At 69.9% G+C, this 26,855-nt stretch carries 29 protein-coding genes; 9 read left to right on the top strand and 20 right to left on the bottom strand.

The window, feature by feature from the left end; translation table 11 throughout:
* Nucleotides 1–105 precede the first annotated feature (105 nt).
* Together GA0070604_RS14660 and GA0070604_RS14655 are read left to right on the top strand one after the other, a co-directional pair.
* Nucleotides 106–855 carry a response regulator transcription factor gene (locus tag GA0070604_RS14660; protein ID WP_208602059.1) on the top strand — a complete coding sequence of 250 codons (750 nt, stop codon included), beginning with the start codon at nt 106–108 and terminating at the stop codon, nt 853–855.
* Nucleotides 852–2,510 carry a sensor histidine kinase gene (locus GA0070604_RS14655; protein ID WP_091118454.1) on the top strand — a complete coding sequence of 553 codons (1,659 nt, stop codon included), beginning with the start codon at nt 852–854 and terminating at the stop codon, nt 2,508–2,510. The genes GA0070604_RS14660 and GA0070604_RS14655 overlap by 4 nt, the downstream gene beginning before the upstream one ends.
* Nucleotides 2,511–2,835: 325 nt before the next feature.
* Here GA0070604_RS14655 and GA0070604_RS14650 read toward each other — a convergent pair whose 3' ends face one another.
* The 4 genes from GA0070604_RS14650 to GA0070604_RS33040 form a co-directional block, all read right to left on the bottom strand.
* The gene (locus GA0070604_RS14650; RefSeq protein ID WP_091127129.1) at nt 2,836–3,384 is read right to left on the bottom strand and encodes a hypothetical protein; all 549 of its coding nucleotides are present in this window, start codon (nt 3,382–3,384) and stop codon (nt 2,836–2,838) included.
* Nucleotides 3,385–3,558: 174 nt separating this feature from the next.
* Nucleotides 3,559–4,854, bottom strand: coding sequence for an erythromycin esterase family protein (locus GA0070604_RS14645; RefSeq protein ID WP_091118453.1), 1,296 nt, complete (start codon nt 4,852–4,854; stop codon nt 3,559–3,561).
* A gap of 55 nt (nt 4,855–4,909) precedes the next feature.
* On the bottom strand, nt 4,910–5,524 hold the full coding sequence (locus GA0070604_RS14640; RefSeq protein ID WP_091127128.1) for a CatB-related O-acetyltransferase: 615 nt from the start codon (nt 5,522–5,524) through the stop codon (nt 4,910–4,912).
* Between the two features lie 41 nt (nt 5,525–5,565).
* Nucleotides 5,566–6,075 (bottom strand): ATP-binding cassette domain-containing protein, encoded by a 510-nt coding sequence (locus GA0070604_RS33040; protein ID WP_208602058.1) that lies wholly within the window; start codon nt 6,073–6,075, stop codon nt 5,566–5,568.
* A gap of 249 nt (nt 6,076–6,324) precedes the next feature.
* Between GA0070604_RS33040 and GA0070604_RS14630 the strand changes: the two genes are divergently transcribed.
* A complete protein-coding gene (locus tag GA0070604_RS14630) occupies nt 6,325–6,882 on the top strand; it encodes a TetR/AcrR family transcriptional regulator (RefSeq protein ID WP_244162198.1) in 558 nt (185 codons plus the stop codon).
* Between the two features lie 171 nt (nt 6,883–7,053).
* Here the strand turns inward: GA0070604_RS14630 and GA0070604_RS14625 are convergent, their stop codons facing one another.
* Nucleotides 7,054–8,016 (bottom strand): golvesin C-terminal-like domain-containing protein, encoded by a 963-nt coding sequence (locus GA0070604_RS14625; RefSeq protein ID WP_091118451.1) that lies wholly within the window; start codon nt 8,014–8,016, stop codon nt 7,054–7,056.
* A complete protein-coding gene (locus GA0070604_RS32440) occupies nt 8,016–8,168 on the bottom strand; it encodes a hypothetical protein (RefSeq protein WP_167363469.1) in 153 nt (50 codons plus the stop codon). Before GA0070604_RS32440 ends, GA0070604_RS14625 begins: the two co-directional genes overlap by 1 nt.
* A gap of 244 nt (nt 8,169–8,412) precedes the next feature.
* On the opposite strand from GA0070604_RS32440, the gene GA0070604_RS14620 reads away from it, so the two are divergent.
* Together GA0070604_RS14620 and GA0070604_RS14615 are read left to right on the top strand one after the other, a co-directional pair.
* Nucleotides 8,413–8,925 (top strand): 2-thiouracil desulfurase family protein, encoded by a 513-nt coding sequence (locus tag GA0070604_RS14620; protein WP_091118450.1) that lies wholly within the window; start codon nt 8,413–8,415, stop codon nt 8,923–8,925.
* A gap of 257 nt (nt 8,926–9,182) precedes the next feature.
* Nucleotides 9,183–9,971 carry a hypothetical protein gene (locus GA0070604_RS14615; protein ID WP_244161901.1) on the top strand — a complete coding sequence of 263 codons (789 nt, stop codon included), beginning with the start codon at nt 9,183–9,185 and terminating at the stop codon, nt 9,969–9,971.
* 48 nt (nt 9,972–10,019) lie between these two features.
* Here the strand turns inward: GA0070604_RS14615 and GA0070604_RS14610 are convergent, their stop codons facing one another.
* From GA0070604_RS14610 to GA0070604_RS14555, 12 genes are all read right to left on the bottom strand, one after another.
* Nucleotides 10,020–10,976, bottom strand: coding sequence for an amidohydrolase family protein (locus GA0070604_RS14610; RefSeq protein ID WP_091118449.1), 957 nt, complete (start codon nt 10,974–10,976; stop codon nt 10,020–10,022).
* Between the two features lie 176 nt (nt 10,977–11,152).
* Nucleotides 11,153–11,923, bottom strand: coding sequence for a GntR family transcriptional regulator (locus GA0070604_RS14605; RefSeq protein WP_208602057.1), 771 nt, complete (start codon nt 11,921–11,923; stop codon nt 11,153–11,155).
* A gap of 186 nt (nt 11,924–12,109) precedes the next feature.
* Complete coding sequence (locus tag GA0070604_RS14600) at nt 12,110–12,991, bottom strand: fumarylacetoacetate hydrolase family protein (RefSeq protein WP_091118447.1); 882 nt, start codon at nt 12,989–12,991, stop codon at nt 12,110–12,112.
* Nucleotides 12,988–13,401: a RidA family protein gene (locus tag GA0070604_RS14595; RefSeq protein ID WP_091118446.1), complete on the bottom strand. Its 414-nt coding sequence runs from the start codon at nt 13,399–13,401 to the stop codon at nt 12,988–12,990. Before GA0070604_RS14595 ends, GA0070604_RS14600 begins: the two co-directional genes overlap by 4 nt.
* A gap of 29 nt (nt 13,402–13,430) precedes the next feature.
* Nucleotides 13,431–13,967: a cupin domain-containing protein gene (locus GA0070604_RS14590; RefSeq protein WP_208602056.1), complete on the bottom strand. Its 537-nt coding sequence runs from the start codon at nt 13,965–13,967 to the stop codon at nt 13,431–13,433.
* Complete coding sequence (locus tag GA0070604_RS14585; protein ID WP_091118445.1) at nt 13,964–14,335, bottom strand: cupin domain-containing protein; 372 nt, start codon at nt 14,333–14,335, stop codon at nt 13,964–13,966. Before GA0070604_RS14585 ends, GA0070604_RS14590 begins: the two co-directional genes overlap by 4 nt.
* Nucleotides 14,336–14,364: 29 nt before the next feature.
* Nucleotides 14,365–15,969, bottom strand: a complete 1,605-nt coding sequence (locus tag GA0070604_RS14580; protein ID WP_091118444.1) for an FAD-dependent monooxygenase — start codon at nt 15,967–15,969, stop codon at nt 14,365–14,367.
* Nucleotides 15,966–16,700: an SDR family NAD(P)-dependent oxidoreductase gene (locus tag GA0070604_RS14575; RefSeq protein WP_091118443.1), complete on the bottom strand. Its 735-nt coding sequence runs from the start codon at nt 16,698–16,700 to the stop codon at nt 15,966–15,968. Before GA0070604_RS14575 ends, GA0070604_RS14580 begins: the two co-directional genes overlap by 4 nt.
* A gap of 32 nt (nt 16,701–16,732) precedes the next feature.
* The gene (locus tag GA0070604_RS14570) at nt 16,733–17,812 is read right to left on the bottom strand and encodes an Ldh family oxidoreductase (protein ID WP_091127125.1); all 1,080 of its coding nucleotides are present in this window, start codon (nt 17,810–17,812) and stop codon (nt 16,733–16,735) included.
* Complete coding sequence (locus GA0070604_RS14565) at nt 17,809–18,609, bottom strand: ABC transporter permease (protein WP_091118442.1); 801 nt, start codon at nt 18,607–18,609, stop codon at nt 17,809–17,811. The genes GA0070604_RS14570 and GA0070604_RS14565 overlap by 4 nt, the downstream gene beginning before the upstream one ends.
* Nucleotides 18,606–19,373 (bottom strand): ABC transporter ATP-binding protein, encoded by a 768-nt coding sequence (locus GA0070604_RS14560; protein ID WP_091118441.1) that lies wholly within the window; start codon nt 19,371–19,373, stop codon nt 18,606–18,608. Before GA0070604_RS14560 ends, GA0070604_RS14565 begins: the two co-directional genes overlap by 4 nt.
* A gap of 61 nt (nt 19,374–19,434) precedes the next feature.
* Nucleotides 19,435–20,433, bottom strand: coding sequence for an ABC transporter substrate-binding protein (locus tag GA0070604_RS14555; protein WP_091118440.1), 999 nt, complete (start codon nt 20,431–20,433; stop codon nt 19,435–19,437).
* 573 nt (nt 20,434–21,006) lie between these two features.
* Between GA0070604_RS14555 and GA0070604_RS14550 the strand changes: the two genes are divergently transcribed.
* Nucleotides 21,007–22,011, top strand: coding sequence for a glycoside hydrolase family 11 protein (locus GA0070604_RS14550; RefSeq protein WP_091118439.1), 1,005 nt, complete (start codon nt 21,007–21,009; stop codon nt 22,009–22,011).
* A gap of 473 nt (nt 22,012–22,484) precedes the next feature.
* A complete protein-coding gene (locus GA0070604_RS14545) occupies nt 22,485–22,814 on the top strand; it encodes a VOC family protein (RefSeq protein ID WP_244161900.1) in 330 nt (109 codons plus the stop codon).
* Nucleotides 22,815–22,902: 88 nt separating this feature from the next.
* Here GA0070604_RS14545 and GA0070604_RS14540 read toward each other — a convergent pair whose 3' ends face one another.
* Nucleotides 22,903–23,400, bottom strand: a complete 498-nt coding sequence (locus tag GA0070604_RS14540; RefSeq protein WP_091118437.1) for a winged helix-turn-helix transcriptional regulator — start codon at nt 23,398–23,400, stop codon at nt 22,903–22,905.
* 74 nt (nt 23,401–23,474) lie between these two features.
* Between GA0070604_RS14540 and GA0070604_RS14535 the strand changes: the two genes are divergently transcribed.
* The gene (locus GA0070604_RS14535; protein WP_091118436.1) at nt 23,475–24,311 is read left to right on the top strand and encodes an MBL fold metallo-hydrolase; all 837 of its coding nucleotides are present in this window, start codon (nt 23,475–23,477) and stop codon (nt 24,309–24,311) included.
* A 334-nt stretch (nt 24,312–24,645) separates the two neighbouring features.
* Here the strand turns inward: GA0070604_RS14535 and GA0070604_RS14530 are convergent, their stop codons facing one another.
* Nucleotides 24,646–26,067, bottom strand: coding sequence for an MDR family MFS transporter (locus GA0070604_RS14530; protein WP_208602055.1), 1,422 nt, complete (start codon nt 26,065–26,067; stop codon nt 24,646–24,648).
* A 108-nt stretch (nt 26,068–26,175) separates the two neighbouring features.
* Here GA0070604_RS14530 and GA0070604_RS14525 point away from each other — a divergent pair, with 108 nt between their 5' ends.
* A complete protein-coding gene (locus GA0070604_RS14525) occupies nt 26,176–26,712 on the top strand; it encodes a PadR family transcriptional regulator (protein ID WP_091118434.1) in 537 nt (178 codons plus the stop codon).
* The last annotated feature ends 143 nt before the right edge of the window (nt 26,713–26,855 follow it).

Raw genomic sequence — 26,855 nt, 5'->3', positions numbered from 1 at the left:
CGTGGGCCAGCTGTGCGGATATCCCGCCCGCCGATCTCCGGAGCCCGCCCACATCAGTTCTTCACAGGTTTCGGGTTTACTTGACCCCCGCCACCACCAGCCAGAATGGGGAACATGAGCGCGCGGATCCTGGTCGCCGAGGACGACCCCAAGCAGGCCAACCTGGTACGGCTCTATCTCGAACGCGAGGGGCACAGCGTGCTGCTGGTCGGCGACGGGCGGGCCGCGCTGGACCAGTGCCGGTCCCGGCGGCCGGACCTGGTGATCCTCGACGTGATGATGCCGGTCGTCGACGGCCTCGACGTATGCCGGATCCTGCGCGCGGAATCAGAGATTCCGATCCTGCTGTTGACCGCCCGTACCACCGAGGACGACGTCCTGCTGGGTCTCGATCTTGGCGCCGACGACTACCTCACCAAACCGTACAGCCCGCGGGAGTTGGCCGCTCGGGTACGGGCGCTGCTGCGCCGGGCCCGGGTGGTGAGCGCCGACAACCGGGCGGTGCTGCGCGTCGGCGAGCTCGAGGTGGACGCCGGCCGGTTCGAGGTACGCGTCGGTGGCCGGCCGGTCGCCCTGACGGCCAAGGAGTTCGGCATCCTCGAGGTGCTCGCCGGCGAGCCCGGGCGGGTGTTCACCCGGGCGCAGATCATCGACCGCGCCTTCGGATTCGATCATTACGTGCTCGAACGCACCGTCGACGCGCACGTGATGAACCTCCGCCGTAAGGTCGAGGACGACGTTGCCGAGCCGCGGTACGTGCAGACCGTCTACGGCCGCGGCTACCGGCTCGCCGAACCGGAGCCGGAACGGGCGGCGACGCCGACGCACGGGGGCAGGCCCGGAGCCAGCCGGTGAGTTTCCGGCTCCGGGTGCTCTGGCTGGTCATCCTCGTCGCGGTGAGCGCGACCGCGGCGACCGCGTGGCTGACCCTGCGACAGGCCTCGCGACAGATCAACGACTCGGCCTCCGCCGACCGGGCGCAACTCGACGAGGTCGTCGACCGACTCAGGGCGTACGGCAGCCAGCACGGCACCTGGGAGGGCGTGCCCAACCTGGTGCGGGAGCTGCGCACCCAGACCGGTCAGCGGATCCACCTGGTCGCCGACACGGGCCAGGTGATCGTGGACACCGACACCCAGGAGAAACGCACCGCCCGGCCGCTCGGCATGACGGTCGGGTTCGTCGACCCGCGCCCGGCATTGAATCTGGCCGCATTGCCAACGGATCCGGCGGGCCGGGAGAAAGGTCTGGTCGGCGCGATCGCCGCCTACCGCACCGGCGTGCGGTTCGCGGCCTGCCTGACGCGGGAGCACGTCCCGGTTGTCGCCGTACCCACCAGCACGGGAGTGCCGCAGTTCGACGCCGACCTGAACACGGCCGGCTGGCACGGCCGCCAGGCCGCCAACGACATCGTCAAGAGCTGCCGCGACATCGCGGCGGGCCCAGGCCGGGACGTGCTGGACCCTGCCTGGATGCTGGTCTGTGCCACCCCGACGGTGGGAACACCTGATTCCTGCCTGGCTCAAGCCTTCACCAACGCGATCAGTGACGTCGCACCGGTCCCCGCCCGGGTCTACCTCGGCGCTCGCGGCGATCCGGCTTCCGTGTTGGCCGCCGGTCCACTGCTCGCCGCAGCGGCAGGCGTTGCGGCGGTCGCGGTCATCGGCACCGTGCTGCTGAGCCGGCGGGTGCTACGCCCCATCGACACGCTCACCGCGGCCGCCCAGCGGCTCGGTCGGGGCGACCTCACCGGGCGGGTTCCGGTGCGGGGCAACGACGAGCTGGCGGAGCTGGCCCGGTCGTTCAACCGCATGGCAGACTCCCTGCAACGCGGGGAGGAGCGGCAACGCCGGCTGGTCGCCGACGTCGCACATGAGCTGCGTACCCCGCTGGCCAACCTGCGCGGCTATCTCGAGGCGCTCTCCGACGGCGTGATCACCCCGGACCAGGAGCTCTACGCCTCGCTGCTCGAAGAGGCGGTGCTGCAACAGCGCATTGTCGATGACCTACAGGACCTGGCCCTGGCCGAGGCCGGCAACCTGGCGTACCACCGGGTCGCGGTGGATCTGGCCGAACTCCTGGAGACCTGCGGCACCGCCCACCACGCCCGGGCGGAGTCAGCCGGGGTGTCGTTGCGCGTGGAGGCTGAGCCGGTTGCGGTACACGCCGATCCCGACCGGCTCCGCCAGGTGGTGGGCAATCTCGTCACCAACGCACTGCGGGCGACCACTGCGGGCGGCAGCGTCCGGCTGGTCGCGAACCGCACCGAAACACAGGCGATCGTCCGGGTCGTCGACACCGGCTCGGGAATCGCAGCGGACGCGCTGCCGCACGTGTTCGACCGGTTCTGGCGGGCCGACGCCGCACGGGGCCGCCGTACCGGGGGCAGTGGCCTCGGCCTCGCCATCGCCCGGCAGATCGTCACCGATCACCAGGGCACGATCACGGTCGCGAGTGAGGTCGGCGTCGGAACGACATTCACCATCACGCTGCCCCGCGCGGACCAGTGAACGGCCCAGGCGGGGAGTCAGGTCCAGCCCGATTCGCCACCATCCCGCGATCGCCCCGAACCATCCGGTGGCCGTGGCCACCCGGCTGCTGGCCCGCATCAGACGGGCCGCGCGGTGGCCACCGTGCTCGCCACTCTGACCGGCGCCGGCCGCATCGCGTCAAGGCCCGGCCGTCCTTCGGCGGTCGTGTCGCCGCGGCGTTCGGCGACCAGCCGGCGGAACCGGGCGGGCGGAACCCGGTGAAGACGTCGCCCAGCATCCTCAACCGTCGCCGAGGCGCGTCGGCTGTCAAGGATGGCTGCCGACCATGATGCGCCTGGAGGATTTATGGCGTGCGGTTCGGGGGCGGCGAACTATCGAGCAGGGCAGCCAATCGACCGGTGGATTCGTCGGTCAGACGACGGATGCTCTGGAGGCTGACGGAGCGTTCGAGGCGGCCGTTGACGACGTACTTCAAAGTACGTTGTTCTCCGCGTCGGTTGCGCCAGGTCAGCGTGCTGAGCAGGTCGCCCGGGATGGCGACGTCGAAGCGGACCGGTGTCGCCTCGACATGTACCGGGCTCGCCCCGCATCCGGCGGCGCCGAGCATCGCCCAGGCGCCGTGACCCGGGTACGCCGGGTCGCGCCAGCTGGCGGGAGCGGGGCCGCAACACTCGTGCCGCTGCTTGTCGATGACGCGCAGACGGCTCACCAGGTAGACCACGCATCGGTTGACATGCAGCGCGAAGACCTCGTCGCCGGCACCGACGCTGGTCCAGCTGGGAAGAGACTGGTGCACCCCGCTGAACGCCACCGGGGGCCGCTCACCGACGCGGTGCCTGCGAAGCTCCCGGCAGACGTCATGGGTCCACAACGTGGTGAAGGCAGCCGACATGGCCGCGATCATAAGAGTGATGACCGACAGTCCCGATCCATCGCGGCCAGCCGCTGAGGCACGCCGCGAACCAACGCGCGTGCCGTTACCCACCCCTTCGATCGCATCCGGATCTACCGCCGGGCCGGGCGCTGCCCGAACCGCAGCGTACGCCGCATCGGGAGGTCGGGAAGCTCAGGTCTGGATGTCGGCGGCGACGGTGGAGGTCGGCGTGTTGAGGATGCCGTCGAACGCGTCGAGGACGGGTGTGTGCACGTACGCGCTCTGGATCCGGATGCGGTCGGGGCCAGGGAAAGGTTCGATGTCGCCGGCTGCCCCCGTACGCGCCTGGCGGAGATCGGCGATGCTCAGCCCGAGGCCGGCGTCGGCGAAGGCGGCCTCGATGCTTCCCGGCTCGGGCGGTGGCAGCTCGTTGTTGTCGATCGCGAAACCGAAGCGAGCGTTCTCGTCGGGGCGCATGTCGGCGGTGTGTCCGGCAATGCTGCTCAGGGCAAGGGCGACGTAGTCATCGCCCAGGAAGTTGTGCAGGTGCTGCCCCATGGGCAGCCCCGTGAGGTGGCCGTCGAAGGAGACCGGCGTTTTCTGGATGTGGGCGTTGTGGGCCGCCAACACGATGCGGGTCCCTGGTTCGAGGCGCTCCAGGTGCCACAGGACCGACCCGGCCATGTAGACGTCGCGGGCCGAGGTGTCGGCGGTCAGGCCGGTGCCGGCGAAGAGGTCGGCCATGGCGCGGAAGCTGTAGTCGGCGTGACAGGCGGCTTCGAGGCGGCGCACGGCGATGTCGTAGCTGTGCTGGTCCCCGCGGGAGACGTAGAGCGGTGCGACGGCGCGGAACCGGATGAGCAGGCGCATCAGGATCGCGCTGAGAGCGTCCTGCTCGGCGGCGGTCAGACGCGTCCAGGCCGGTGCGGCCGCAGCCGCGGAGGCACCGGCGAACGAGTCGGCGATCCGCATCGCCGCCTGGATCGCCGGCAGGGTCTCGGGGTCGACCTGGCGCAGGTAGTCGGCGACCGGGGCCAGTGCGGGAAGCAAGGACCCACCGGCCGCCGGAATGTCGATCCCGGCAAAACGCACCGGCACGTCGGCGGTGGCGTTGTGTCGGCGTATCCAGCGCAGTGGCTCATCGACCCCCACCGGAATCGCCGCGGCGAGCTGGGCCGGCAGATCATGGTCCGTCCCCTCCCCCTGGGCCCAGGTGTCGAGGGGGAAGCCTTCGCTGAAGCCGTATTCGAAGGCCAGGACGGTGAAGCCGCAGCGTTCGACCAGGAATCGCAGGATGCGCTGGCGCATGAGCGAGAACTCGGTGATGAAGTGGGAGTTCTCACCGATCGCGACGACGCGCGCGTTGCCGATGACTTCGCGCAGCGGCTCCAGATCGTCGAGCGGCGCCGACGGGTCGAGGTGGGTGAGCGGGACGGCGTGGCCGCGAAGCCAGTCGACGAACGGGGTGTGGTGGGACGGAACTGGCATGCTGATTGCTCGATTCTGTGCTGCTGGAACGCTGCGGTGCTGGTACGCGAGTGGATCACCGGTGCGGAGGCGCAGGCGCCACGTTCTCCAGGTCGTCGATGCTTCCGGACATGATCGTGCGGATGTGCTCGGTGAGGTGCTGGAGCGGCCAGTCCCACCAGGCCAGGGCGAGGAGGCGGTCGATGTCCGCGTCGCTGTAGCGGCGACGGATGAGCCGGGCGGGGTTGCCGCCGACGATGGCGTAGTCGGGGACGTCGTCGACGACGACGGATCCGGAGGCGACGATCGCTCCGTGACCGATGCGGACGCCGGGCATCACCATGGATCGGTATCCGAGCCAGACGTCGTTGCCCACCACGGTGTCGCCCCGCCCGGGCAGGCCGGTGATGAGGTCGAAGTGCTCGGCCCAGGAACCGCCCATGATCGGGAAGGGGAAGGTCGAGGGGCCATCCATGCGGTGGTTGGCACCGTTCATGATGAACCGCACGCCCTCGCCCAACGCGCAGAACTTTCCGATGACCAGCCGCTCCGGCCCGTAGTGGTACAGCACGTTGCGGGTCTCGAAGGTGTTCGGATCATCCGGGTCGTCGTAGTAGGAGAACTCTCCGGCTTCGATCAGTGGTGAGGTGACCAGCGGTTTCAGCAGCACCACCCGCGGTTGCTCGGGCATCGGGTGCACCACGGTCGGGTCAGCGGGCACAGGCAGCGTCACTAATCGTTTCCTTCCTGAAGGGCGTGTTTTTGCGGGCGCGTCAGGCGTTGGCGGCGGACGCCGGTGCCGGCGGTACGGGCAGGTGGGCGCCCTGCCAACGCCGGCGCAGCCGGCGATCGTGGCCGACGATGACGAAGGTGGCGTCGTAGTCGGCGAGGGCCAGTTCCTCGACCCGGGCGGGCGACCGCAGCCGTTCGCCGTACCCGGCGGCCTCCCCCGCCTGACCAACTGCGCTCAGAGCCCGGTCGATGAGCTACTGGACGGTCGCGTGGCGGTAGCCGCCCGTCCTGGGCGAGGTGGCCGACGCCGCCGTCGGCCCGGACGACGACCTCTCCCCGATCGGACGGTTCGCGCCCGGCGAGCAGGCGCAGCACGGTGGCCTTGCCGAATCCGTTCTCACCGATGATCCCGGTTCGCTCGCCCCTGACGAGCGAACCGGTCACCGGGTCAAGGACGAGCCGGCTGTCCGAGGACCCGCTGACGGCGAATGCGGTGATCTGGGTAGGCATGCGGGCACTCCGAAGCATTCGAGGATGGGGCGGCCGGCAAGGGCCGCACGGCCGGGCGAACACTTCGGAAGAGCATCGATGACTCCACTACTGCGACAACTGATGCATTAAGATCCTGCCATGACGCCGGCCCACCGAGCAACCGAATCACCGGCGACGGCTCTCCCAGCACCCCGACCGGAGGACGCCCGACCCGTGTCACCGCCCCGACGCCGCCCTGGCGGCCGTACCGCCCGTACCCGTGCCCAGGTGCTCGACGCGGTCCTCGCAGAGCTCGGAGAGCGCGGTTACGACGGCCTCACCATGGAGGCCGTCGCCGCCCGCGCCGGCGTGCACCGCGCGACGGTGTACCGGCGCTGGGAGGACGTCGGCGGCCTGCTCGCCGACGTCCTCGACGCGGCGAACGACGACGCCTGGCAGCCCCCGGACACCGGCTCCCTGAGAGGAGATCTGGCCGCGCTGAACCATGAAATCCAGGACGCACTGACCGCACAACCGCCGATCGTGGCGGCCCTGATCGCTGCCTCGTTCCGCTCCGAGAAGGCCGACCGCGCCCAACGGCGACTCTGGGAGGACCGGTACATCCGCTGCGAGAGCATCGTCCGCCAGGCCATCGGGCGCGGCGAACTCCCGCCGCACACCGACGCCCGGCGACTGCTCATCGCCGCCACCGCGCCGCTGTACCACCAGCTGGTGCTTCTCCGAACGCCACCCGACCCGGGCCTGCCCGACCACGCGGCCAGAACCGCCGCCATCGCCGCATCCGCCGGCGCCTTCGCCGAACCTCCGCCGGTCGGCGACACCTGACGGCCCGCCGCCCGGGCCAGGGTCCACCGCTGCTCAATCAGCGTGGAGAAGGCGTAGCCGTGCTGGTATCGGTAGTGCGCCCTGTGTTGCTCACCAGCACCTTCAAAGCCCCGATCGTGCCGATCTGGGACGACCTCGCCGGGGCCCCGGTGGGGCCCCGGCGCTGGCCCGTCAGACCCGGGTGAGCCGGACGGCGTCGGCGATGACCAGGCCGCTGCCTGAGCTCCACCGGCTCACCGCCACCCGGTTGGCATCACCCGCTGGCAGGGCGAAGGTGCCGAGGGTACGCCACTGCCCGCCGGTCGCCCGCTGGTCGACGTAGACGGTCTGGTTACCGCTCGTGGTGGCGATGATGTACGGCGTCGCGCTGTTGTAGCCAGCGTTGGCCGGCCACCAGGCTTCGACGCGGTAGTTGGCGGTGGCTGGGACGTTGAACTTGTACCAGGCCGCATCGCTGGCCGCGACCGGGTCCGCGAAGCGATAGTCCGCGCCGTAGCGCTGCCCGGAGTACGACGACACACCCCAGTTCGCGCTGGCGGTGAAGCGTCCAGCGGTGGCGTTGTCCACGATCGAGGACCACGCGGTGCCGCCGGCCATCTTCGCGGCGACGTCCGCCCGCATCACGTCCAAGTCGATGAAGGACGGGTCGATCTTGCCGGTGGTGCTGGTCTCCCGGTGCCCACGGGCGTAGCTGGCGTCCTTGCCGAGCCGGGTGAGGACGGCGGCGGTGGCGGCGATGGAGGCGTTGTACTGGGCCGCGGTCATCTCCTGGTTGACCCCGTTGTAGTCGATCTCCCACCCGATCAGCATGGTGTTGCCGTCACCGGCCGGGATCGGCCCGCTGCCCCGGCTGGTACCCGCGTGGTTGCAGCGTCCGGCCGAGATCACGTGGAAGACGCCGTGGTAGTCGACGAGCGCCTGGCAGAGCGGGCCAGGCAGGTCGGACCGGCCGTTGATGCAGATGTTGAGTGCCGGGTGCGGGTTGGTGGCGCTGGAGGTAGCCGCTGTGTGGTGCCACAGCACCCCGATCGGGTCGAAGGAGCCGGGGCGCATCCGATTAAGCCAGTCACCCTCGACGACGACCTGCACCCCGGCCGCCCGCAACACGTCCACCAGCCAGGGAATGGTGGCCATCAGGACTCCCCGAGCAGGTCGGCCAGGCACTCGGCCTTCGGTGCGGCGGCCGCCGCGCCGGGTCGGGCGGCGACGGTCAGCGCGGCGGCCACCAGGGCCGGGACGCCGAGCAGACCTCGACGCCGCAGGCGGACGGATCGTGGCGTGGGCATGGCGCTCCTTCACACGGAAGACGTTCAAATGATCGATGAACGTGATGGCGGGCACGCTATACCGTCACGAACGCCTATGTCGATACCCTTCAGCGCCGATCGCAAGACCGAAGGAATTTTTCGGGCACTCCGACGGCCGGGTCGGCACCAGACACCTCCCGCCATCCCGGTCGTCCGAGGCAACGCTCAACGGCCGAGACGTCGAGATACGGGACCAGTCAGGGGCGCTCGGTACGATTGAGCCATGGATCGGGAAGTTGTGCTGGTGAGCGCATGTCTTGCCGGACAGCCGTGCCGCTACGACAGTCGAGCACGCCCCGACGATTCAGTTGTGGAAGAGGTCCGAGCCGGTCGGGCACTCCCGGCCTGCGCCGAACAGCTCGGAGGATTGCCGACGCCTCGGCCCGCAGCCGAGATTGTTGGGGGTGACGGTCATGATGTCCTCGATGGTGAGGCCCGAGTCGTCACCATCGACGGGGAGGACGTGACCGGCCCGTTCATTGCTGGCGCGAAAATTGTTGCCGACCTGGCCGCTGAGCATGGCCTGACCCGCGCGATCCTCCAAGCACGAAGCCCCTCCTGCGGCTACGGGATGATCTACGACGGTACGCACACGGGTGAACTTGTCGAGGGAGACGGTGTTGTTGCCGCGATGCTGAAGCGGCAGGGCGTCTCCATCACCACGATCCGCGGCCGTTCCGAGGCACCCAGGCAGCGCAGCTCAGACACGCCCAGCACATCCAGCTCATCACTTTGAGAGTGGGGGCGTAACGCCCGTTGCCTTCCTCGCCCGGCCGGCGCAGGCAACGCCAACCCCCGAGCCAGGCGCATCGCTGACCACCACCGAGGGCGCGGCCGAGATCCTCCGCACCCAACAGGACTTGGTCCCGGACACCGGCGTGCCCCGACGCCGATCGCAACAAAGGCATTCAACATCTGCTATACATGGGAACGCTTCCACGCACCGGGTGCCGTGTCCCTCCGGCGCGCCGTCGGCGTGGTGAGGGCCGAGTCATGGAGGAGACCATGCGCAACCTTCTCGCGGCATTAACCGCCGCCCTGATGCTTGGCGCCACAGCCGGCAGCATCCCGTCCGACGCAGCGGGCACCTCCCACCGCGGCTCCTGCACCCGACACCTACTCTTCTGCGAAGACTTCGAGAGACTGCCGCGCGGCGGTCCCAGCACCCTGAACTGGGGCATCGACACGCGCAACGGCACACTCACCGTCGAACGCGCCCGCCGCGGCAACCAGGTGCTGCACATCCACACGGTCGACAACGGGCGCGCCTTCCTGCGCATCGACGACTTCGCGGCACCGGGCAACCGCTTCTACGGCCGTATGCGGCTACGCGTCGACGCCTTCCCGACCGCCCCCGACTGGGCACACTTCACGCTCGTAGAGGCGACCGGCACCGGCAGCTCGGAGGTCGTCCGTCCGATCGGCGGCCAGTACGCCCCCACCGTCCCCGGAATCTTCTGGGGCGTGGGCGCCGATGGCGGACCGACTGGCGACTGGACCAACTGGCGCGAGTCCGCCCCGGTCGTCGAAGACATCTGGCAGTGCTTCGAGTGGAAACTCGACCCGGCAGACAACCGCGTCGCGGTGTGGATCGACGGGGTGGCGAACCCGGGGCTGACCGCCTCCACCAACCAGCACGGCGGCAACGACGTGCCTTTCATCCTGCCAACGGTGAACACCGTAAAGATCGGCTGGCAGCTCTACCAGGGCGGCACCACGCCGGGCGTGTTCGACCTCTGGATCGACGACATCGCGCTTTCCACCGAGCGCCTCGGCTGCTGACCCCCCACCGCGGCCTGGGTACGATGCGGAAACGACGTCGGAGGGCGGTCACCGACCGTTGCGCTCACGTCCCAGGGCCCGCGCCGCGTTGTCGGTGGCCACCTGCCGGGCGTAGTCGCCGCCTCGGTGGGCCACCGAGGCGAACGGGTCGTCGGTGCCCATCGGGAACGGCCAGTCGCTGCCGAGTACCAGCCGGTCCGCACCGAAGACCGACACCGCCAGGTCGACCACGGCCGGGTCGTGGGCGAGGTTGTCGACGTAGAGCGTGCGCACCGCCTCGGCCGGGGTGGGCGACAGCGCGGGTACGCCTGGCCGGGTGGTGGTGTGCCCGCGCTCCCAGCGACCGACCACCGCTGGCACGCATCCGCCACAGTGCACCAGGACGAACCGGATCCCCGGGTACGCGCCGAGCACCCCACCGAAGACGAGCTGGGCCACCGCCACCGTCGTCTCGACCGGATTACCCAGCAGGTTGGCCAGGTAGTAGGGCTCCAGCCGGGGATCCGGCGAGTGCGCGGGGTGCAGTTGCAGCGTGCGCCGGTCCACGTCGAGGCGCTGCCACAGCGGGCGCAGCGCCGGGCCGTCCAAGGGTCCGGCGTCTCCACCGGCGGCGCCGACCACCCCGGCCCAGCGGTCGTCGGCGGCGATCCGGTCGTACTCGGCGAGCGCCACCTCGGGATGTTCGAACGGCAGGTACGCCAGCGGGGTGAGCCGGGGCCGGCCGGCGACCACAGCGAGCAGGCCGTCGTTGACGGCACGAACCCATGCCGCCGCCTCCGGTCCGGACAGCCGCTGGCGGTAGAAGGGCGGTGGCACGCTGACGATCGCCTCGTTCAGCCCAGCCTGGTCCAGGTGCTCCTCGAGCCGGTCCGGGTGGTACAGGTCGGCCGGGCCGATCCGTTTGCCGTTGAGAAGAGCCGCGCCGTCGACGTCGACCGATACCTCGGGGAGGTCGACCGGGCGGAGGTCGGGGGCGAGGTGGGCGTGCATGTCGATGCCAGGCACGGGACTTCCTTAATGGTTGGTCCGATCGGCGGTCGCGATGGGACGAGCCGACGGTAGGGACGGTGACTGGGGTGATCGCCCACGGCGGCGGGCGGCCTTTCGGGCGAGAGCCGCCCTGCCCGGGAGGGCGGCGCCAGGCCGGCTCGCCGGGTGCGACGGCGCGGTGGCGCCGGTGGTCATCCGCCGGCAGGCACGTGCCCCGGCTCCCGGTCCGTGGTCGGCGCCGCGGCGTCGGAGTCCATCTTGCCGATCACCCGATCGGCCGCGTGCCGGATGTGGACCTGAACGGCGGCTACCGCCGCTGCCACGTCCCCCGCCACACACGCGTCGAGGATGGCGCGGTGCTCCCGGACCCGCTCCTCGTTCTGCCCGGCCGGAGTGACCGTGGCGAACCGGTACCGCTCACTGTTCTCCCAGACGGGCTCCAGGCCGCGCAGCAACCAGCGCGATCCGGCCGCCCGGTAGATGGTGAAGTGGAAATCGGTGTGCGCGCGGCGGGCCGCGGTGGCGTCGCCGCGGGCGGAAGCGGCGATGTGCTCGTCGAGGGCCGCCTCGGCACGCCGGGCGTCCCCGGCGGTGAACCGGGTCGCCGCCCGCTCGATCAGTGCCGTCTCCATGGCGATCCGGGCCTCGTGGGTGTCGACCGCGTCCTCGATCGTCAGCGGCATGACCCAGGCGCCCTTGTGCTGGACCACCTCGACCAGGCCGAGCGCGGCGAGCCGCCGGATCGACTCCCGGACCGGGCTCATGCTCATACCGAGCAGGTCGGCCATCTCGTTGAGCCGCAGCGGGGTGCCGGCCGGCAGTCGACCGCTGAGGATCGCCTCGTGCAGGATCGCGGTCGCCGAGTCGGCGAGGGTGCGGTGCTGCCCGTCGGCTCCACCGGCACCGGCCCGGCCGCCGTCACCGGCGTCACTCGGGGCAGTTCTACGGTTGGTTGTTGCCACGGTGTGCCTCCGGATAGTGCCGCTGGTGGATGCCGTCCACATCCCGCCATCGGGGAGATGATCCTGGTTCATGGGTGTTTCGGTGATCCCACAAACGCACCGGCGTGCCCTGGAAATAGTATCGATTTCAACACTGTGAATGGTGCGGGGCGGTGCCGCTCCGCCCCGCCCCGCACCGGCACGGGATCAGTGCAGCTTCGTGAGCCGCACTCGGTTGCGCAGTTCACCGAGCCCTTCCACCCGGGTCACCACCAGGTCGCCGTCGTTCAGGAACACCTGCGGATCACGGGCGTTTCCGATGCCGCTCGGCGTACCGGTGAGCACCACGTCACCGGCCCGCAGAGTCATCCCCCAACTCAGTTCGGCGATGATACGAGCGAATGGGAAAGCCATCTGCGCGGTCGACGCGTCCTGGAGGACCACCCCGTTCACCTCGCACTGGATGCGCAGGCTCGCCGGGTCCGGCACCTCGTCGAGGGTGGTCAGCCACGGCCCGAGCGGCATGGTCGCGTCGATGCTCTTGCCCTTGAGCCACTGACCGCCGTGCGCGCGTTGCAGGTCGCGCTGCGACACGTCGTTCGCGACGCAGAACGCCGCCACGTACGACATCGCGTCCGCCTCGCTCACCGAACGGCAGTCCGCACCGATGACCAGTGCCACCTCCGCCTCGTAGTCCCACTTGGTGGAGAGCTGCGGGTCGTAGGCGATGTCGTCGTACGGGCCGACGACGGTGTCCGGGCCCTTGGTGAAGAAGGTCGGGTGCTTGGGGCGTTCCGCCGGGTCCTGCCCCTCCCGCTTGCCGCGTGACTCCTCGAAGTGGTCCCAGTAGTTCCAGCCCGTGCAGAGGATGTCCCGGTTGAACCGACGCAGCGGCGCGTCGAGTCGGACCTCGGCCAACGGCACCGCCGTGACCTGCCGCGCGGCGGCCCGGACCGCGTCCAACGCGGCCGAGCCACCACGGATCGCGTCGTCGAGGCCGCCGAGCTCGGCGGGGAGCACCGCTACGGTGTCGCCGGTCACCACCCCGATCCGCCGGCCGGCCGCGGTGACGACGCTGGCGAGCTTCATGCGGCGTCACCCTCGTCGTCGATCACACCGATCGCGTTGATCTCGATCAGGTAGTCCTTGTTGACGAACTTGGAGACCTCCACCATCGTCGAGGCCGGCGGCTCACCGGTGAAGTACTGCCGGCGCACCTCGTGGATGGCCTGGAAGTCCTCCATGTTGCGGACGTAGACGTCCACTCGCACGATGTCCTCCAGCGACCCGCCGGCGGCGGTCATCGCGGCGCGCAGGTTCTGGCAGACCTGGTGGGTCTGGGCGACGACGTCACCGACGCCGGTGACCCCACCCTCACGGTTGCGGGCAGTCATGCCGGACACGAACACCATCCGGCCCCGCGCCCTGGTCTGCGTGGCCTGGGCGAAGTGACCGTTCGGCGCGGCCAGCTCAGGGGAAACGATCTGCTGCTTGGGCATGGTTGCCTTCTTTTCTTTCGAGGGTCGAGCTAGTGGGCGTCGGCCGGGTCGGTGTACCACTCGGGCTGCGTCGGGTAGTGCGGCCCGTCGTAGATCTCCAGCAGGACGCTCTCCTCTTCGGCCAGGGTCGGCCCGTGCAGGCTGCCCTTCGGGTTCCAGTAGAAGGAGCCCGGGGTGAGGGTCAGCCCGGTCGGTACGTAGGTGTACCGGCCGCTGAGGCAGAACATGAACTGGTTGGACGCGTGCGAATGGCGTAGCGGAATGCCGGCGCCCTTACGGAACCGGATCAGCGAGATGGAGGCTTCGGTCTCCTCGTTGCGCCACAGCGCCTTGTGCGAGAGGCCGGCCAGCGTCTTGTCCGCCCAGTCCAACTCGTCGGTCTGCAGCAGGATCTCGCGGAACCGGGCCAGCACCAGGCCGTCCGGGCCGGGCACCAACGCCTCCCGCGACCGGTCGGCGGCCTCGCCGCCGTACCGGGACGGCTCGGAGAGGTTGTTGGCCCACTCCTGCGGATCGACACCGGCTGGCACCGGCGGGGCCGGAACGAGCGCCGGAGACTCGCTCATCGCTCGCCCTCGCCGGCCACGAGGTTCTCCCCCAGGCACTTGAGCTCGACGAGCCGGCTCCGGTAGCGGGTCGTGCCGTGGTTGGTGAGCATGTGGACCTCCCCTGGCTCGCGGTAGACCACCCCGCCGACAGCCTCGTGGACCAGACGCGGGTCGCCGCCGGCGAGCGCGTCGATCCGGTTGTCGGCAGCCTCCAGGGCGATCACCAGGTACGGGTTGAGGTGGTGGTGCCAGGGCTGCTGCTCACCGGGGGCCAGGCTGATCTCCCATACCCGCACCTGGTCGTTCTCGAAGACGATCTCCTGGCCGACGGCGCCGAGCTCAACCTGGCTCCCGTCCGGAGCGGTCGCGTGACCGTAGTTGCTCATTGTCATCCCTTTCGCAGACGAGGGTGTGGTCAGGCCGGGTCACGGGGTGGCGGGCACCCGGTGATCCGTGCGTAGAGTTCCGCGGCGGTGTCGGCGCCGGATGACGGGTCGAACGCGACGATGGCCGCCACGTGCCCGTCGGGGCGGACCAGCACCAGCGTGTCGTCGGCGACCCCGAACCGGCGCCGGACCCGGTCGCCCGGGTCGAACAGCGCCCGGTCGCGCAGCCCGGAGTCGTGCGGCGCGTCCCACCGGCTCACCACGTAGTGGCGCAACGCGGGCGAATCCTGCGGCGGGAGCGCCGGCACCCGGCGCGGATCGGTGAAGTAGAGCGCCACGAACGCGTCGGCGGCCAGGTCGTGCAGGTGCACCGTGCCGGCCTGCCCGAACAGCGGCAGGTCCGGGCTGCGCGCCCCGGCCAGGACCGGAAGGGGCGTGTCGCCGGCGGCGACCATGGACCAGTCGCCGGTGCCGTCGACGTCAAGGCGTACCCCGAGCATGGCGCGGGTGAAGGCGTTGCCCCAGTTGCCGGCGGTCATCACCCCCGGGTCGTCCGCCCGCCGGGCCATGTAGGCCCGCGCCGCCGCGGCCATCGCCGCGGACCCCTTGGTGGCGACCGGCCGCTGCTCCACCTGGTACCCGTCGAGCAGGCTCGGCTCGGCCCAGCCGCGCAGCACCCAGGCCATCCGCCAGGGCAGGTTGGAGGCGTCCAGGGCCCCGGTGTTCAGGCCCAGCGCCCACATCGGAGTGATCAGGTGCGCGGCGTCGCCGAGCAGGAACACCCGCCCGTCCTGCCACCGGTCGGCCACCCGCTGGTGGACGTTGTAGACGTTGGTGCCAACAATCTCCAGGCTCTTGGTGTCCCCGATGAACCGCCGGGCCTTCTCGGCCAGTTCCTTCCGGCTCGGTTCGGCCTGCCCGGCCGGCAGTGGGTAGAGGAAGCGCCAGCAGTGCGGCTGGCGGACCAGGATCATCCACTCCTGAGGGTCGCCGAAGTAGGCCAGGTACGGGTAGTCGCGCGGGTTCTCCACGTCCAGGTCGACCTTCAGGTCGACCAGCATGTACCGCTCCTGGTACGTCTCACCCTCGACGATCGCGCCGATCTGGTCCCGCACCCTGGACCGGCCGCCGTCGCAGGCCAGCAGGTAGCGCACGGGCACCGTCCGCTCCCCCGCCTCGGTGTGCAGCCGCAGGTCCACCCGGTCGGCGTGCTGGGTGAAGTCGAGCAGCCGGTGTCCCATGTGCAGCGCGCCGGGTGCGGTCGCCTCCAGCCGCTGCCGCAGGATCGGTTCCAGCTCGTGCTGCGGGATGTTGATGACGAACGGGAAGCGGGTGTCCTCGGTCAGGTCACCGGTGCGGACACTGAGCGTCTGGGTGTTGGTGGCCCGGTCCAGCTCGCCGATCTCGTCGATGCGCAACGATCCGGCCAGGACGTCGTTCAGCGCGCCGTACCGGTGCAGCACCTCCAGGGTACGGGTGAGGACGGTGCCGGCCTTGGTGTCCAGCGACAGCCGGTCGTCCTCCTCGAAGATGACCACCGGCACGCCGTAGTGGGCCAGGCCCAACGCGGTGATCAGACCGACCGGCCCGGCACCGACGATGCCTACCGGCAACTGCTCGGGCGTGCTGCTCATTTCGTCTCGCTCCTCGGGTAGGCACGGTCGCGGGTAAGGGTGGAACCGGTCATGGTGGCGGCGGGTGAGAGCAGGAACATCAGCGGGCCGACGACGTCGGCCGGGGTGCCGATGCCGGTGGCCCGCTCCCAGTGCTCCCGTTCCCCGCCGGCCGGGTTGGCCTGGCGGAACTGCGGGGTGTCCACCACGCCGGGGAAGACGGTGTTCACCCGGATCCGGTGCTCCGCGACCTCGGCGGCCAGCGATTTGGCGAACGCGATCAGCGCCCCCTTGCTCGCCGCGTACGCCGAGGCCTGCGCCCGGCCGGCGGTGGCCAGACCCGATGCGAAGACCAGGATGGTGCCCGACCGGCGGGCGATCATGTCCGGCAGGACGGCCTGCGCGCACCAGACCACCCCGTCGAGGTTCACCGCCAGGGTGCGGCGCCACTGCTCGGGGTCCATGTCAACCACGTCGCACCGGGGCTGCACCGCCGCGCCCGCCACCAGGGCGTCGATCCGGCCGTGCTCGGCGAGCACCCGGGCCGTCGCCGCTCGTACGGCGTCCCGGTCGGAGACGTCCACCAGGTGCTCCCGTACCCGCCCGCCGGGGTGCGGCTGCCCCGAGGTCACGTCGAACACCACGGCGGTGCCCCCGGCGTCCGCGTACGCGTGGGCGAGTGCGGCGCCGATCCCGTTGGCGCCGCCGGTGACGACGAGGACCTCGCCGGTGGCGTCGAAACTGGCCTCCATGCCTTCCTTCCTCCTTCGTTGGACCGGGCGGATCAGCCGGCGCTGACCGGTGGCGGGAGCGCCACGCCCAGCGCATCGGCGATCTCCAGCAGCCCGGCGAAGACCGACGGCTGGAGCGCGACCCCGTCGCGCAGCGCCTGGTCGTACCGGCCGGCTTCGATGGCACCGGGCAGGTGGACCTGCTTCGTGCCGGGTGCCAGCGCGGAGGCGAGCACCTGGCCGGCCAGGTCGTCCACCCGGCGGGCCAGCTCCTCCGCGTCCTCGGTGAACGCCTCGGCGTCGAGGGCGAGGAAGAAGTGCGCGCAGTCGTTCGGCACCGACACGTCGGCGTAGAGGCCCTGCACTCCCTGGCCGTACGCCCCGCCGGACAGCACCCCGGTGAGTACGTCGATCATGAAAGCGAGACCGTACCCCTTGTGGGCGCCGGACGGCAGCAGCAGGCCCTTGATCGCGGCGGCCGGATCGGTGGTGGGCCGCCCCTGCGCGTCGGTCGCCCAGGTCGGCGGGATCTCCCGGCCCTCGCCGGCGGCCAGCCGGATCTTGCCGAGCGCGGCCTCGGAGAGCGCCACGTCGAGGATCACCGGCTTGCCGTCCGCCCGTGGTACGCCCACCGCGAGCGGGTTGTTGCCGACCACGGCGGACGCGCCACCCGGGGCGGGCATCAGCGGGCGGGTGTTGGCCGCGGCGATGCCGATGCAGCCGTTGCGTACGGCGAGGTCGACGTACCGGAACGCCCCGCCGAAGTGGAACGCCCGGCGGACGGTGACCACACCGGCCCCGTAGGTGCGCGCCTTCTCCACCGCGAGCCGCATCGCCTGGTCACCGGTGAGCTGGCCCAGCGCGTGGCCGGCGTCGAGCACCGCGATGGCGCCCTTGTCCCGGACCACCTCGGCGCTTTCGGCCCGGCTGACCGAGCCGGCCTTGATCCGGTCGACGTACATCGGCAACAGCATCACGCCGTGCGAGGGGATTCCACGCATGTCGGCGTCCACCAGGGAGCCGGCGACCAGGCCGGCCGCGTCCGGGGAGAAGCCCAGGGCCTGGAAGACCGCGGCGACCGCGTCGGTGAGCCACCGCGCCGGGACGGCCGGCTGGAACTCGATCGCGCTCATGCCCGGTCCGCCCACGGGACGCAGAGCCGCTCGATCGCCGCCAGCAGGTAGAACAGCACGACGCTCATCACCCCGAGCAGGATCATCGCGGCGAAGGCCAGCGCGGTGTCGGCGCTGGAGCCGGAAGCGACGATCGCATAGCCCAGCCCCTCGGTGGCGCCGACGAACTCGGCGATCACCGCGCCGATGACGGCGAGGGTGATGGCGAGCTTGAGACCGACGAAGAGCTGCGGGATCGCGGCCGGCATCCGGATCATGCGGAACGTCTGCCACCAGTTGGTCTTCAGCGACCGGCCCAGCTCCACCAGGTCCGCCGGGGTGGAGCTGAGGCCGGCGGCGGTGGAGATGACGATCGGGAAGAAGCAGACCAGGAAGACCAGGAAGACCTTGGGGAACTGGCCGAAGCCCAGCCACACCACCAGCAGCGGGGCGACGGCGACCTTCGGCACGGCGTTGAGCATCAGCAGCAGCGGGTAGACGCTGCGCTCCAACACCCGGGAGGCGGTGACGGTCAGCGCCAGCGGCACCCCGACCGCGATGGCCAGCAGGAAGCCCAGCAGCGTCTCCCACAGGGTGACCAGGCTGTTGTCCCACAGGTAGTCGGACTGTTCGACCATGGCATGCGCCACCTGCCCCGGCGACGGCAGCAGGAAGCTCTCCACCTCGAAGACGACGGTGATCGCCCACCACAGGCCGATGGCGACCGCCAAGCCGAGGGCTGGCAGGGCGAACTGGCTCAGGCGACTGTCCGTCCGCGGCTTGGCCGGCCGGGTACGGCGCGGCTCGGTGACTGTCACCGTGCCACCTCCTCGGGGGTCATCAGCAGGTCGTGCAGTTGGGCGCGAAGCTCGCCGAGTTCGGCCGAGTGGCCGTCGTGCCCGAGCGAACGCGGACGGGCGATGTCGATCTTCACGATCTCGCGCAACCGGCCGGGGCGCGGGCTAAGCACGACCACCCGGTCGGCGAGCAGCACCGCCTCGTCGACCGAGTGCGTCACGAAGAGAACCGTGGAGGCCTCCTTCATCTGGAGGCGCTGGAGTTCGACCGTGAGATCGGCGCGGGTGAGCGCGTCGAGCGCGGAGAACGGCTCGTCCATCAGCAGCACCCGGGGCTGCTGGATGAGCGCCCGGCACAGCGAGACCCGCTGCTGCATGCCGCCGGAAAGCTCGTGCGGCAGGCGCTTCTCGAAGCCGTTCAGCCCGACCAGGTCGAGGAGTTCGTGGGCGCGGGCCCGGGCAGCCGATTTGTCCAGCTTGAACACCTCGGTCGGCAGCAGCACGTTGTCGATGACCGACCGCCAGGGCAGCAGCGCCGGGCGCTGGAACATGAAGCCGATGTCGCGCCGCGGCCCCCGAACCGGGGCGCCAGCGACGGTTATCTCGCCCGAGGTGGCCTCCTGGAGGCCCGCCACCAGCCGCAGCAGGCTGGACTTCCCGCAGCCGGACCGCCCGACGAACGCCACGAACTCGCCGTCGGCGACCTCCAGCGACAGATCGCGCAGGGCCTCCACGTCACCGGCCCGGGTGCGGTAGATCTGCGAAACGTTACGAATTCCGATCATGGTGTCGCCCCTCGCGGTGCCGCGCGACCACCGGCCGCGCGCACCGCCGTCGAAGAGGAAGTTACGGCTTTGCGATGTCGTAGACGCCGAGGTCGTCGGCGGCCGGCGTGGACTTGAGGGTGCCCGTGCCGGCGAGCAGAGTGATCATGCGCGCGACCCGCTCCCGGTCCAGCGTCCCGGCGGTCCCGCCGTCGCCCAGGACGTACGGGCGCATCTCGGTGAGTTCGGCGGCGGCCACCTTCTCGTCAGCCGTCCGGTCGTGCTTCTTGAGCAACTGGGCGGCTTCCTCGGGGTGCTCCACCGCGTAGAGCAGGCCCTTGAGCAGCGCGGCGGTGAACTTCTCGATCTCTTCGCGGTTGCTCGACAGCTTCGACTCGGAGACCAGCAGGCCGTTGCCATACAGGTCGGGCAGCTTGTCCGCGTACGGCAGCATGGTAACGGCCTTGCCGCCGGCTGCCTTTTCCAGCAACGGCTTGCCGGCGGCGAACTGGCCGATCGCGTCGACCGAGCCGGCGGCGAGCAACTGGGGCAGGGCCTGCGGCGAGGACGGGACGAACTTCACCGAGCTCGGGTCGATGCCAGCCGCCTTGGCGTACGCCGGGAAAATGATCATGTTGGTGGAACCGGAGCTGTCCGCGATGCTGGCGCCGGGCAGCTTCTCGGGCGAGTCGATCGCCTTGCCCAGCGAGGCGATCCCGGCCATCGACTTCTGGTGGATGGCGGCGACCGCGCGGACCGGGAACTTGTCGTTGGCCATGGTGGTGATGAACCCGGAGAGGTCGCCGGTGCCGTAGTCGGCCTGCCCCGACCCGACCAGCTTCATCACGTCGACGGTGCCCGTGCCGGGCTTGATGGTGACCTTGAGCCCGACCTCGTCGAAGTAGCCCTTCTCCAGGGCGACGTAGGCGTACGAGTCCCGACCGAACGTCCCGAAGGAGGTCAGGTAGGTGACGGAGGCGGCATCGGGGGAATCGGCCTTCTCCGAACCACCACAGCCGGAGACGGTGAGCGCGAGAGCTGCTGCGGCGATGGCCGCGACGAGCCGGTTACGACCGGACATGAGACCTCCTACGTGAGCAGGTTTTATAAAATGTCAAACCCCCGGATCCGTCAAGACCTCATTTGATAAAACCCGGCCGGGCCGCTGGCCCCATCACCCGGCCAGGCCCACTGACCCGGCTCCCTCGCCTTCCCCGGCCGCGTCTCCACAGGGGGCGACCAGGATCCAGAGGCGCCGCCAACCGGCAACTCTCCCGAGCCCACGCCCCCAAGGCCCCGCGAGGCGCCCTGATCGTCGCCCAGCTCTTCGACGTGGGCCACGCCCGGGCGTCGCCGGGGCAGCGCCGTCGGGACGCCAACCACCTGCCCCGCCCTGCCAGCAGGTCCGGAACGCTCTCGAAACTTTCCGAACGCCACTGGCCGTCAAGCGAGATCGAGACCTCGGATCGGCCTGGCGATCAGGTTCTGACCAGCGAGATCAGCGCACGGAATTCTTCCGGACTCGTTCCGGAAATTCTTGACAGAGGGCCACCGCTCCCGGACGATGATTCATCGATGGCCGTTAGTGTCGTCGAGCCACACATCCCCCACCACCGCCTGGCTCGTCCGCCAGGTCTCACGAGTAGGTGACACCATGAACGATGCCCCCGCCCGCCCAAGGGGCCGCGATCGCGGCCGGTTCAGACTGCTCGCCAGCGGCGCCAGCGCCGTCGTGCTGGCCGCCGCCTCGCTGACCGTGGCCGGCGTGGCCCACGCCGAGGCCGACCGGACCGTCACGTCGAACTCAACCGGCACCCACAACGGGTACTTCTACTCGTACTGGAAGGACAACGGCAACGTCACCATGAACCTGGGCGCCGGCGGCAGCTACAGCGTCCAATGGAGCAACATGAACAACATGGTCGTCGGCAAGGGCTGGAACCCCGGCTCCAGCCACACCGTGAACTACTCCGGCACCTTCAGCCCGAACGGCAACGGCTACCTCGCCCTGTACGGATGGACCAGGAACCCGCTCATCGAGTACTACATCGTCGAGAACTTCGGCAGCTACAACCCGAGCACCGGCGCCACCCGACTCGGCTCCGTCACCACCGACGGCAGCACCTACGACATCTACCGCACCCAGCGAGTCAACCAACCCTCCATCGAGGGCACCAAAACGTTCTACCAGTACTGGAGCGTCCGCCAGTCACACCGCAACAGCGGCACCATCACCACCGCCAACCACTTCAACGCCTGGGCCAGCCTCGGCCTCAACCTCGGCTCCCACGACTACCAGATCATGGCCACCGAGGGCTACCAGAGCAGCGGCAGCGCCAGCATCACCGTGAGCGAAGGCTCCGGCGGACCCGGTCCGACGACTCCACCGCCGGGTGGCGGCTGCACCGTCAGCGTCACGCGCAGCGAGGAATGGGCCGACCGCTTCAACGTGAACCTGTCGGTCAGCGGCAGCAACAACTGGACCGTCACGATCCGGCTGAACGGCGGCCAGAGCCTGCAGAACAGCTGGAACGCCTCGGTCAGCGGTAGCACCGGCACGCTGACCGCAAGGCCGAACGGCTCCGGCAACAACTTCGGCATCACGCTCTACAAGAACGGCAACAACACGAACCCGACCGCCAGCTGCGCGGCGTCCTAGCACCACAAGGGATCTGGGGTGTCGCCTCTGCCGGCACCCCAGATCTCGTTTACGCCAGGATTGACCGGCGACGAGATTCGGATTTCAGGATTGCACCCTGTGCACTGGAATGATGCGTCGGTCGGGAGGGAGGGCATGCGTCATGTCGCGATGGAAGATGTTGGAGACCTGGGACCGCGACCTGCCGGGCCTTGCCGACGAACAGTTGGTTGACCGGCTCTGCCTTGCCCAGCAGTATGAGCGGTCAGCGAGCAGGTCACCCGGCCGCAATCCCAAGGCTCGGTGAGAACTGCGGCGCCGCAGGGAAGCGGTTGAGGCCGAGACGCAGTCATCCGTACATCTGGGCATCGCCGCCGTAGCCTATGCTGCGTGACGCGCGGTCTGCGGCAGACCAGGGCGCCTGATGAACGGCCCACTCCCCGTACGAGCAAGTACCCCGCATGCCAAAATCCGGCATGACAATTCGCCGTGCCGTGCCTGATATCACCACCGCCGACCCGGTCGCGAGCAGCCGCTTCTACCAATTGCTGGGTTTTCGGGAGGAAATGAACCTGGGCTGGGTAGTCAACCTGGTCTCAGCGTCCAATCCCACCGCCCAGGTCATTCTCATCACCCAAGACGCGGCAGCCCCCGTGAACCCGGACCTCAGCGTGGAGGTCGATGATGTCGAGGCCGCCTACGAGGCGGTACTCGCGACGGGCGCGGAGATCGTGCACCCGATTACTGACGAGCAGTGGGGTGTCCGGCGCTTCTTCGTCCGCGACCCAGACGGCAAGGTGGTCAACGTCGTCAGCCACCGTTGAACGGCATCATGAGCGGATGCGATGACGACGGTCGCCCGGCACCGGGGGAAGGCAGCCGGGCAACTGGCGGTTGACCAGCGCTCATCAGCTACGAGGAGCTGGTGGCTGCGAGGTAGGCCGCGTTCAGTCGCTCGCGGACGCTTGGTGATCGCGCCGGGGATTCCGAGCCGAGGTGCGAGCGGCGAAGCTCGTCCATGAACTCTTGCCAGAGCGCGGGGCCGCCTTGTTCGAGCACCTCGGCGCGAACGCGCAGCGCGGAGCTCGTGGGCCGGTGGCGAAGTCCCCAGCTGCCGAGCTGCGCGAACACAGGTACGAGTTGGATCGCGGGTTCGGTCAGGCTGTAGCGTGCCCGCTGGCCGGGCCGCGTGTCCGCACGGGTGAGCAGTCCCGACTGGACGAGTCGCTTGAGTCGGTCGGCGAGAATGTTTGAGGCGATCCCCTCGATGGAGTTGGCCTGTAGCTCTCGGAAATAGCGGCGGTCTCCGAAGACGATGTCGCGGAGGACGAGCAGGCTCCAGCGATCGCCGAACACCTCGATGGCGGCGTTGATCGGACACTCCGATCGCGGTTCATTCGCTTCGCCCATAGTGCTTGCAATCTACCACTGCCAGGCCTACCGTCTCGATGAGCGGTTGCAACCCACAAGCGGAAGGGGCCACCGTGCTGAGGCAGGTCGCGGACGGTGTGCTGATCCACGAGAGCGAGTTCCTCCAGAGCAACACCATCGTCGTGCAAGGCCGCGCCGGCGTGTTGCTCATCGACCCCGGGGTGCAGGACCACGAGATGGCCTGCCTCGCGAACGACCTGTCCCGTTCGGGCCAGACCGTTGTGGCAGGCTTCTCGACGCATCCCCATTGGGATCACCTACTCTGGCACGCCCAGCTCGGCGCGGCCCCTCGTTACGGCACGGCCCGCTGCGCGGCCAGTGTCCGGGATCAGCTGTCCGACCCGGGCGCGAAGGCCCGCATCACCGCCCACCTGCTCCCGACGGGCATCGCCGAGCGGGTCCCGCTGGACCTGCTCGGTCAGATCACCGCCCTGCCCACCGAGGCGGCGCAGATTCCATGGGATGGTCCTCGAGTCCGGATCATCGAGCATCAAGCGCATGCGCCGGGCCATGCGGCGCTTCTCATCGAAGAACGTGGGGTTCTCGTCGCCGGCGACATGCTCTCTGACGTCTTGGTTCCGATGCTCGATTTGAGCGACACCGCTGACCCCATCGAGGACTACCTCGCGGCGCTGCGGCTGCTCGATGGTGTGGCAGGCGACGTCGATGTCCTCGTCCCCGGCCACGGGTCAGTCGGCGGAGCCGATCAGATACACGCACGGATCGAGCAGGATCGGGCGTACGTGCACGCCCTGCGTGACGCCCAGGCTCCCAGCGACCCGCGGATCGGCCCATCGGCCAAGCCCGGCTGGGAGTGGGTGAGCGATGTGCACAACGGGCAAGCCCAGCGCCTCGCCGGAAGAGGCGAGCGCCAGGGGACGCCCGGCTAGCAGCCGGCCTGCGGGACTGGCCCGCACGTCCGTCCTGCAGCTTCACCCAAGACACGGAACGACTCAAAGCCGATGTGCGGATGTACGGGCGGACGACGAGCATCGGATAGGGCGGTGCAGTCCTCAGGTCCCGGGTTGTGAGCCGGCGATCGGGGCAGCAGGCCCGGCGCGGCAGGCCGGCCGAAACAGCAGCCAGTCCGGCGGCCGGCGACGGGCCGGCACGTCGGTTCGCCCGTCATCGGGCGGCCTCGCTCCTTCTTTCAGGCACCCGACGTCAGATGCGGCTGGACTGGACCGGGCCCAGACCAACCGCCGATAGTCAATACACATGCGTCTACTTCGGTTGCGACGGCGGGACGGTGCGGGCCGCGGGCATCGAGGCCACCGCGGCCAGCAGAATCATCGCGCCGGTGGTGGCGAGCGAGCCGATCACGGTGGAGGTGGCCTGGGTGACCGGCTCCGGGCCGGGTGCCGCCCCGCGCGTCAAGGACCGGTAGGCGACGTCCGCGACGGCCAGTGCCACTACTCCACCCAGCTGGCGGAAGAGGCCCAGATTGCTGGTGGCGGTCCCCAGGTAGGCCGGCGGGACGGCGCTTTGGATCGCCATGGTGAGCCCCGACATCGTCGGCCCCAGACCAACGCCGATGAGGAGCATCCAGGCCGCCAGCGTGGCGTCCGTGGTGTCGGTGTCGAGCCGGCTCATGAGCAGCGATCCGGCGACGATCAGCACCGCCCCCGAGGCGAGCCACGGCCGATGCCGGCGGGTACGCCCGATCAGCGCACCGGTCAGCACGCTGCCGGCCACCATGCCCAGCAGCAGCGGATAGATGCGCAGGCCGGAGGCGGTGGCACTGGAGTGGCGGACGGCCTGGAAGAATCGGGGCAGGAAGACGATGCCGGTGTACAGGGCGAAGGCGGCGCCGAACGAGGCGATGCTGGTCATCGTGTAGACACGATTCCGGAACAGGTGCAGCGGGATGAGCGGCTCGCCGACCCGCGACTCCACTCTCAGGAAGACCGCCGCGAGCACCACGGACAGTGCCAGCAGGCCGAGCACTTTCGGCCCGGGGAGGCCGCTCCCCGCCTGGCCGATCTCGCTGAGCGCGACGAGTAGGGCCGCCACCGCGGCCGTGAAGAGAGCGGTGCCGGCCAGGTCTGGCCGCACGGCCCGGGTCCGCTGCGTCCCACCCGGCAGCATGGCCCCGATCAGTACGAGGATCACGACGCCGATCGGCAGGTTCACCAGGAAGATCGCACGCCACCCGACGTGGTCGGTGAGGAAGCCGCCGGCGAGCGGGCCGCCGGCGTAGCTGAGGGCCAGGACGCCGCCGAGGACGCCCTGCACCCGGCCCTGCCGCTCGGGCGGGAAGGTCTCTGCGGCCAGAGCCAGGCAGAGCGGCATGAGCGCGCCGGCGCCCAGACCCTGCACCGCCCGGTACGCGACGAGCTGCGGCATGGTCCACGCGGTGGCGCACAGCCCGGAGCCGAGCAGGAAGAGCACGATGCCGATAAGCAGCAGTTGTTTACGCCCATACCGGTCCGAAAGGCGGCCGTAGATGGGACCGGTGGCCGTGATGCCCACCAGGTAGGCGGTAACCACCCAGCTGTAGTGCCCGGCGCCGCCCAGGTCGGCGGTGATGCGCGGCAGCGCCGTGCTGACGATCGTCTGGTCCAGCAGGGCGAGCAGCATGCCGCCCACTACCGCGGCCAGTAGGGCGCCCTGCCGCAGGCCCCCTAGCTCTCGCTCCGCCGTCACCGTTGCCGTTGCCGTTGCCGTTGCCGTTGCCGTTGCCACGGGTCGAACCTACCTGTCGATGTCGACATGTCAAGTCAAACATGTCAGGTCCGACTGTAGGATTTCGGCATGTCGCTACGAATCGCCCTGCTCGGTGCGCTCGCGGCCAACGGCCCGCTGAGCGGATACGACCTGGCCAAGAACTTCGACGGCTCGCTCAGCTACGTCTGGCCGGCCCGGCACAGCCAGATCTATCCCGAGCTCGCCAAGCTGGCCGCCGACGGCTTGGCCACGGTCCGCGAGGATGGCGGCCGCGGCCGCAAGGTCTACGAGATCGCCGAGGACGGCCGCGCGGCGCTGGCGAAGTGGCTCACCGGCACCGAGCCATCCCGCGGCATCCGCAGCGAGGCGAGCCTGCGCATGTTCCTGCTGCCGCTGCTCGACCCCGCGCAGGCCGTCCCGCTGCTGCGCCGAGAGGCGGAGCGGTACGCGGAACAGGTCCGCGAACTGGAACAGGTCCGCGACCACCACCGCCCGCCGACCGCGCCCGGCCGCAACGGCTGGTACGCACTGGACCTCGGCATCCGGCAGCTGGCCGCGATCCGCGACTGGGCCGCCGCCACCGCCGACCACATCGCCGAGCTCACCTCGTCCGGACCCGGCTGATCAGGTCTCCGGTACGGGCAGGGAAACATCAGGGCGGCGCCTAACCCTGCGCAGGCACCCGGTCCGCGATCGTGCCGCGAGGAGGGCGGGAGCCTTCCGTCGCAGAGGCTGCGGCGGCCATCATGGTCTGCCCTGAGGTTCGA

The sequence above is a fragment of the Micromonospora eburnea genome, assembly GCF_900090225.1.
Taxonomy (GTDB): domain Bacteria; phylum Actinomycetota; class Actinomycetes; order Mycobacteriales; family Micromonosporaceae; genus Micromonospora; species Micromonospora eburnea.
This window is presented reverse-complemented; position numbering and strand designations above follow the sequence as displayed.

Bases quoted from the DNA above. Each gene is read 5' to 3' on its own strand.
- GA0070604_RS14660 (WP_208602059.1), top strand. From the start codon at position 106: ATGGGGAACATGAGCGCGCGGATCCTGGTCGCCGAGGACGACCCCAAG.
- GA0070604_RS14650 (WP_091127129.1), bottom strand. From the start codon at position 3,384: ATGTCGGCTGCCTTCACCACGTTGTGGACCCATGACGTCTGCCGGGAG.
- GA0070604_RS14645 (WP_091118453.1), bottom strand. From the start codon at position 4,854: ATGCCAGTTCCGTCCCACCACACCCCGTTCGTCGACTGGCTTCGCGGC.
- GA0070604_RS14640 (WP_091127128.1), bottom strand. From the start codon at position 5,524: ATGCCCGAGCAACCGCGGGTGGTGCTGCTGAAACCGCTGGTCACCTCA.
- GA0070604_RS33040 (WP_208602058.1), bottom strand. From the start codon at position 6,075: ATGCCTACCCAGATCACCGCATTCGCCGTCAGCGGGTCCTCGGACAGC.
- GA0070604_RS14625 (WP_091118451.1), bottom strand. From the start codon at position 8,016: ATGGCCACCATTCCCTGGCTGGTGGACGTGTTGCGGGCGGCCGGGGTG.
- GA0070604_RS32440 (WP_167363469.1), bottom strand. From the start codon at position 8,168: ATGCCCACGCCACGATCCGTCCGCCTGCGGCGTCGAGGTCTGCTCGGC.
- GA0070604_RS14620 (WP_091118450.1), top strand. From the start codon at position 8,413: ATGGATCGGGAAGTTGTGCTGGTGAGCGCATGTCTTGCCGGACAGCCG.
- GA0070604_RS14615 (WP_244161901.1), top strand. From the start codon at position 9,183: ATGGAGGAGACCATGCGCAACCTTCTCGCGGCATTAACCGCCGCCCTG.
- GA0070604_RS14600 (WP_091118447.1), bottom strand. From the start codon at position 12,991: ATGAAGCTCGCCAGCGTCGTCACCGCGGCCGGCCGGCGGATCGGGGTG.
- GA0070604_RS14595 (WP_091118446.1), bottom strand. From the start codon at position 13,401: ATGCCCAAGCAGCAGATCGTTTCCCCTGAGCTGGCCGCGCCGAACGGT.
- GA0070604_RS14590 (WP_208602056.1), bottom strand. From the start codon at position 13,967: ATGAGCGAGTCTCCGGCGCTCGTTCCGGCCCCGCCGGTGCCAGCCGGT.
- GA0070604_RS14585 (WP_091118445.1), bottom strand. From the start codon at position 14,335: ATGAGCAACTACGGTCACGCGACCGCTCCGGACGGGAGCCAGGTTGAG.
- GA0070604_RS14580 (WP_091118444.1), bottom strand. From the start codon at position 15,969: ATGAGCAGCACGCCCGAGCAGTTGCCGGTAGGCATCGTCGGTGCCGGG.
- GA0070604_RS14575 (WP_091118443.1), bottom strand. From the start codon at position 16,700: ATGGAGGCCAGTTTCGACGCCACCGGCGAGGTCCTCGTCGTCACCGGC.
- GA0070604_RS14570 (WP_091127125.1), bottom strand. From the start codon at position 17,812: ATGAGCGCGATCGAGTTCCAGCCGGCCGTCCCGGCGCGGTGGCTCACC.
- GA0070604_RS14560 (WP_091118441.1), bottom strand. From the start codon at position 19,373: ATGATCGGAATTCGTAACGTTTCGCAGATCTACCGCACCCGGGCCGGT.
- GA0070604_RS14555 (WP_091118440.1), bottom strand. From the start codon at position 20,433: ATGTCCGGTCGTAACCGGCTCGTCGCGGCCATCGCCGCAGCAGCTCTC.
- GA0070604_RS14550 (WP_091118439.1), top strand. From the start codon at position 21,007: ATGAACGATGCCCCCGCCCGCCCAAGGGGCCGCGATCGCGGCCGGTTC.
- GA0070604_RS14540 (WP_091118437.1), bottom strand. From the start codon at position 23,400: ATGGGCGAAGCGAATGAACCGCGATCGGAGTGTCCGATCAACGCCGCC.
- GA0070604_RS14525 (WP_091118434.1), top strand. From the start codon at position 26,176: ATGTCGCTACGAATCGCCCTGCTCGGTGCGCTCGCGGCCAACGGCCCG.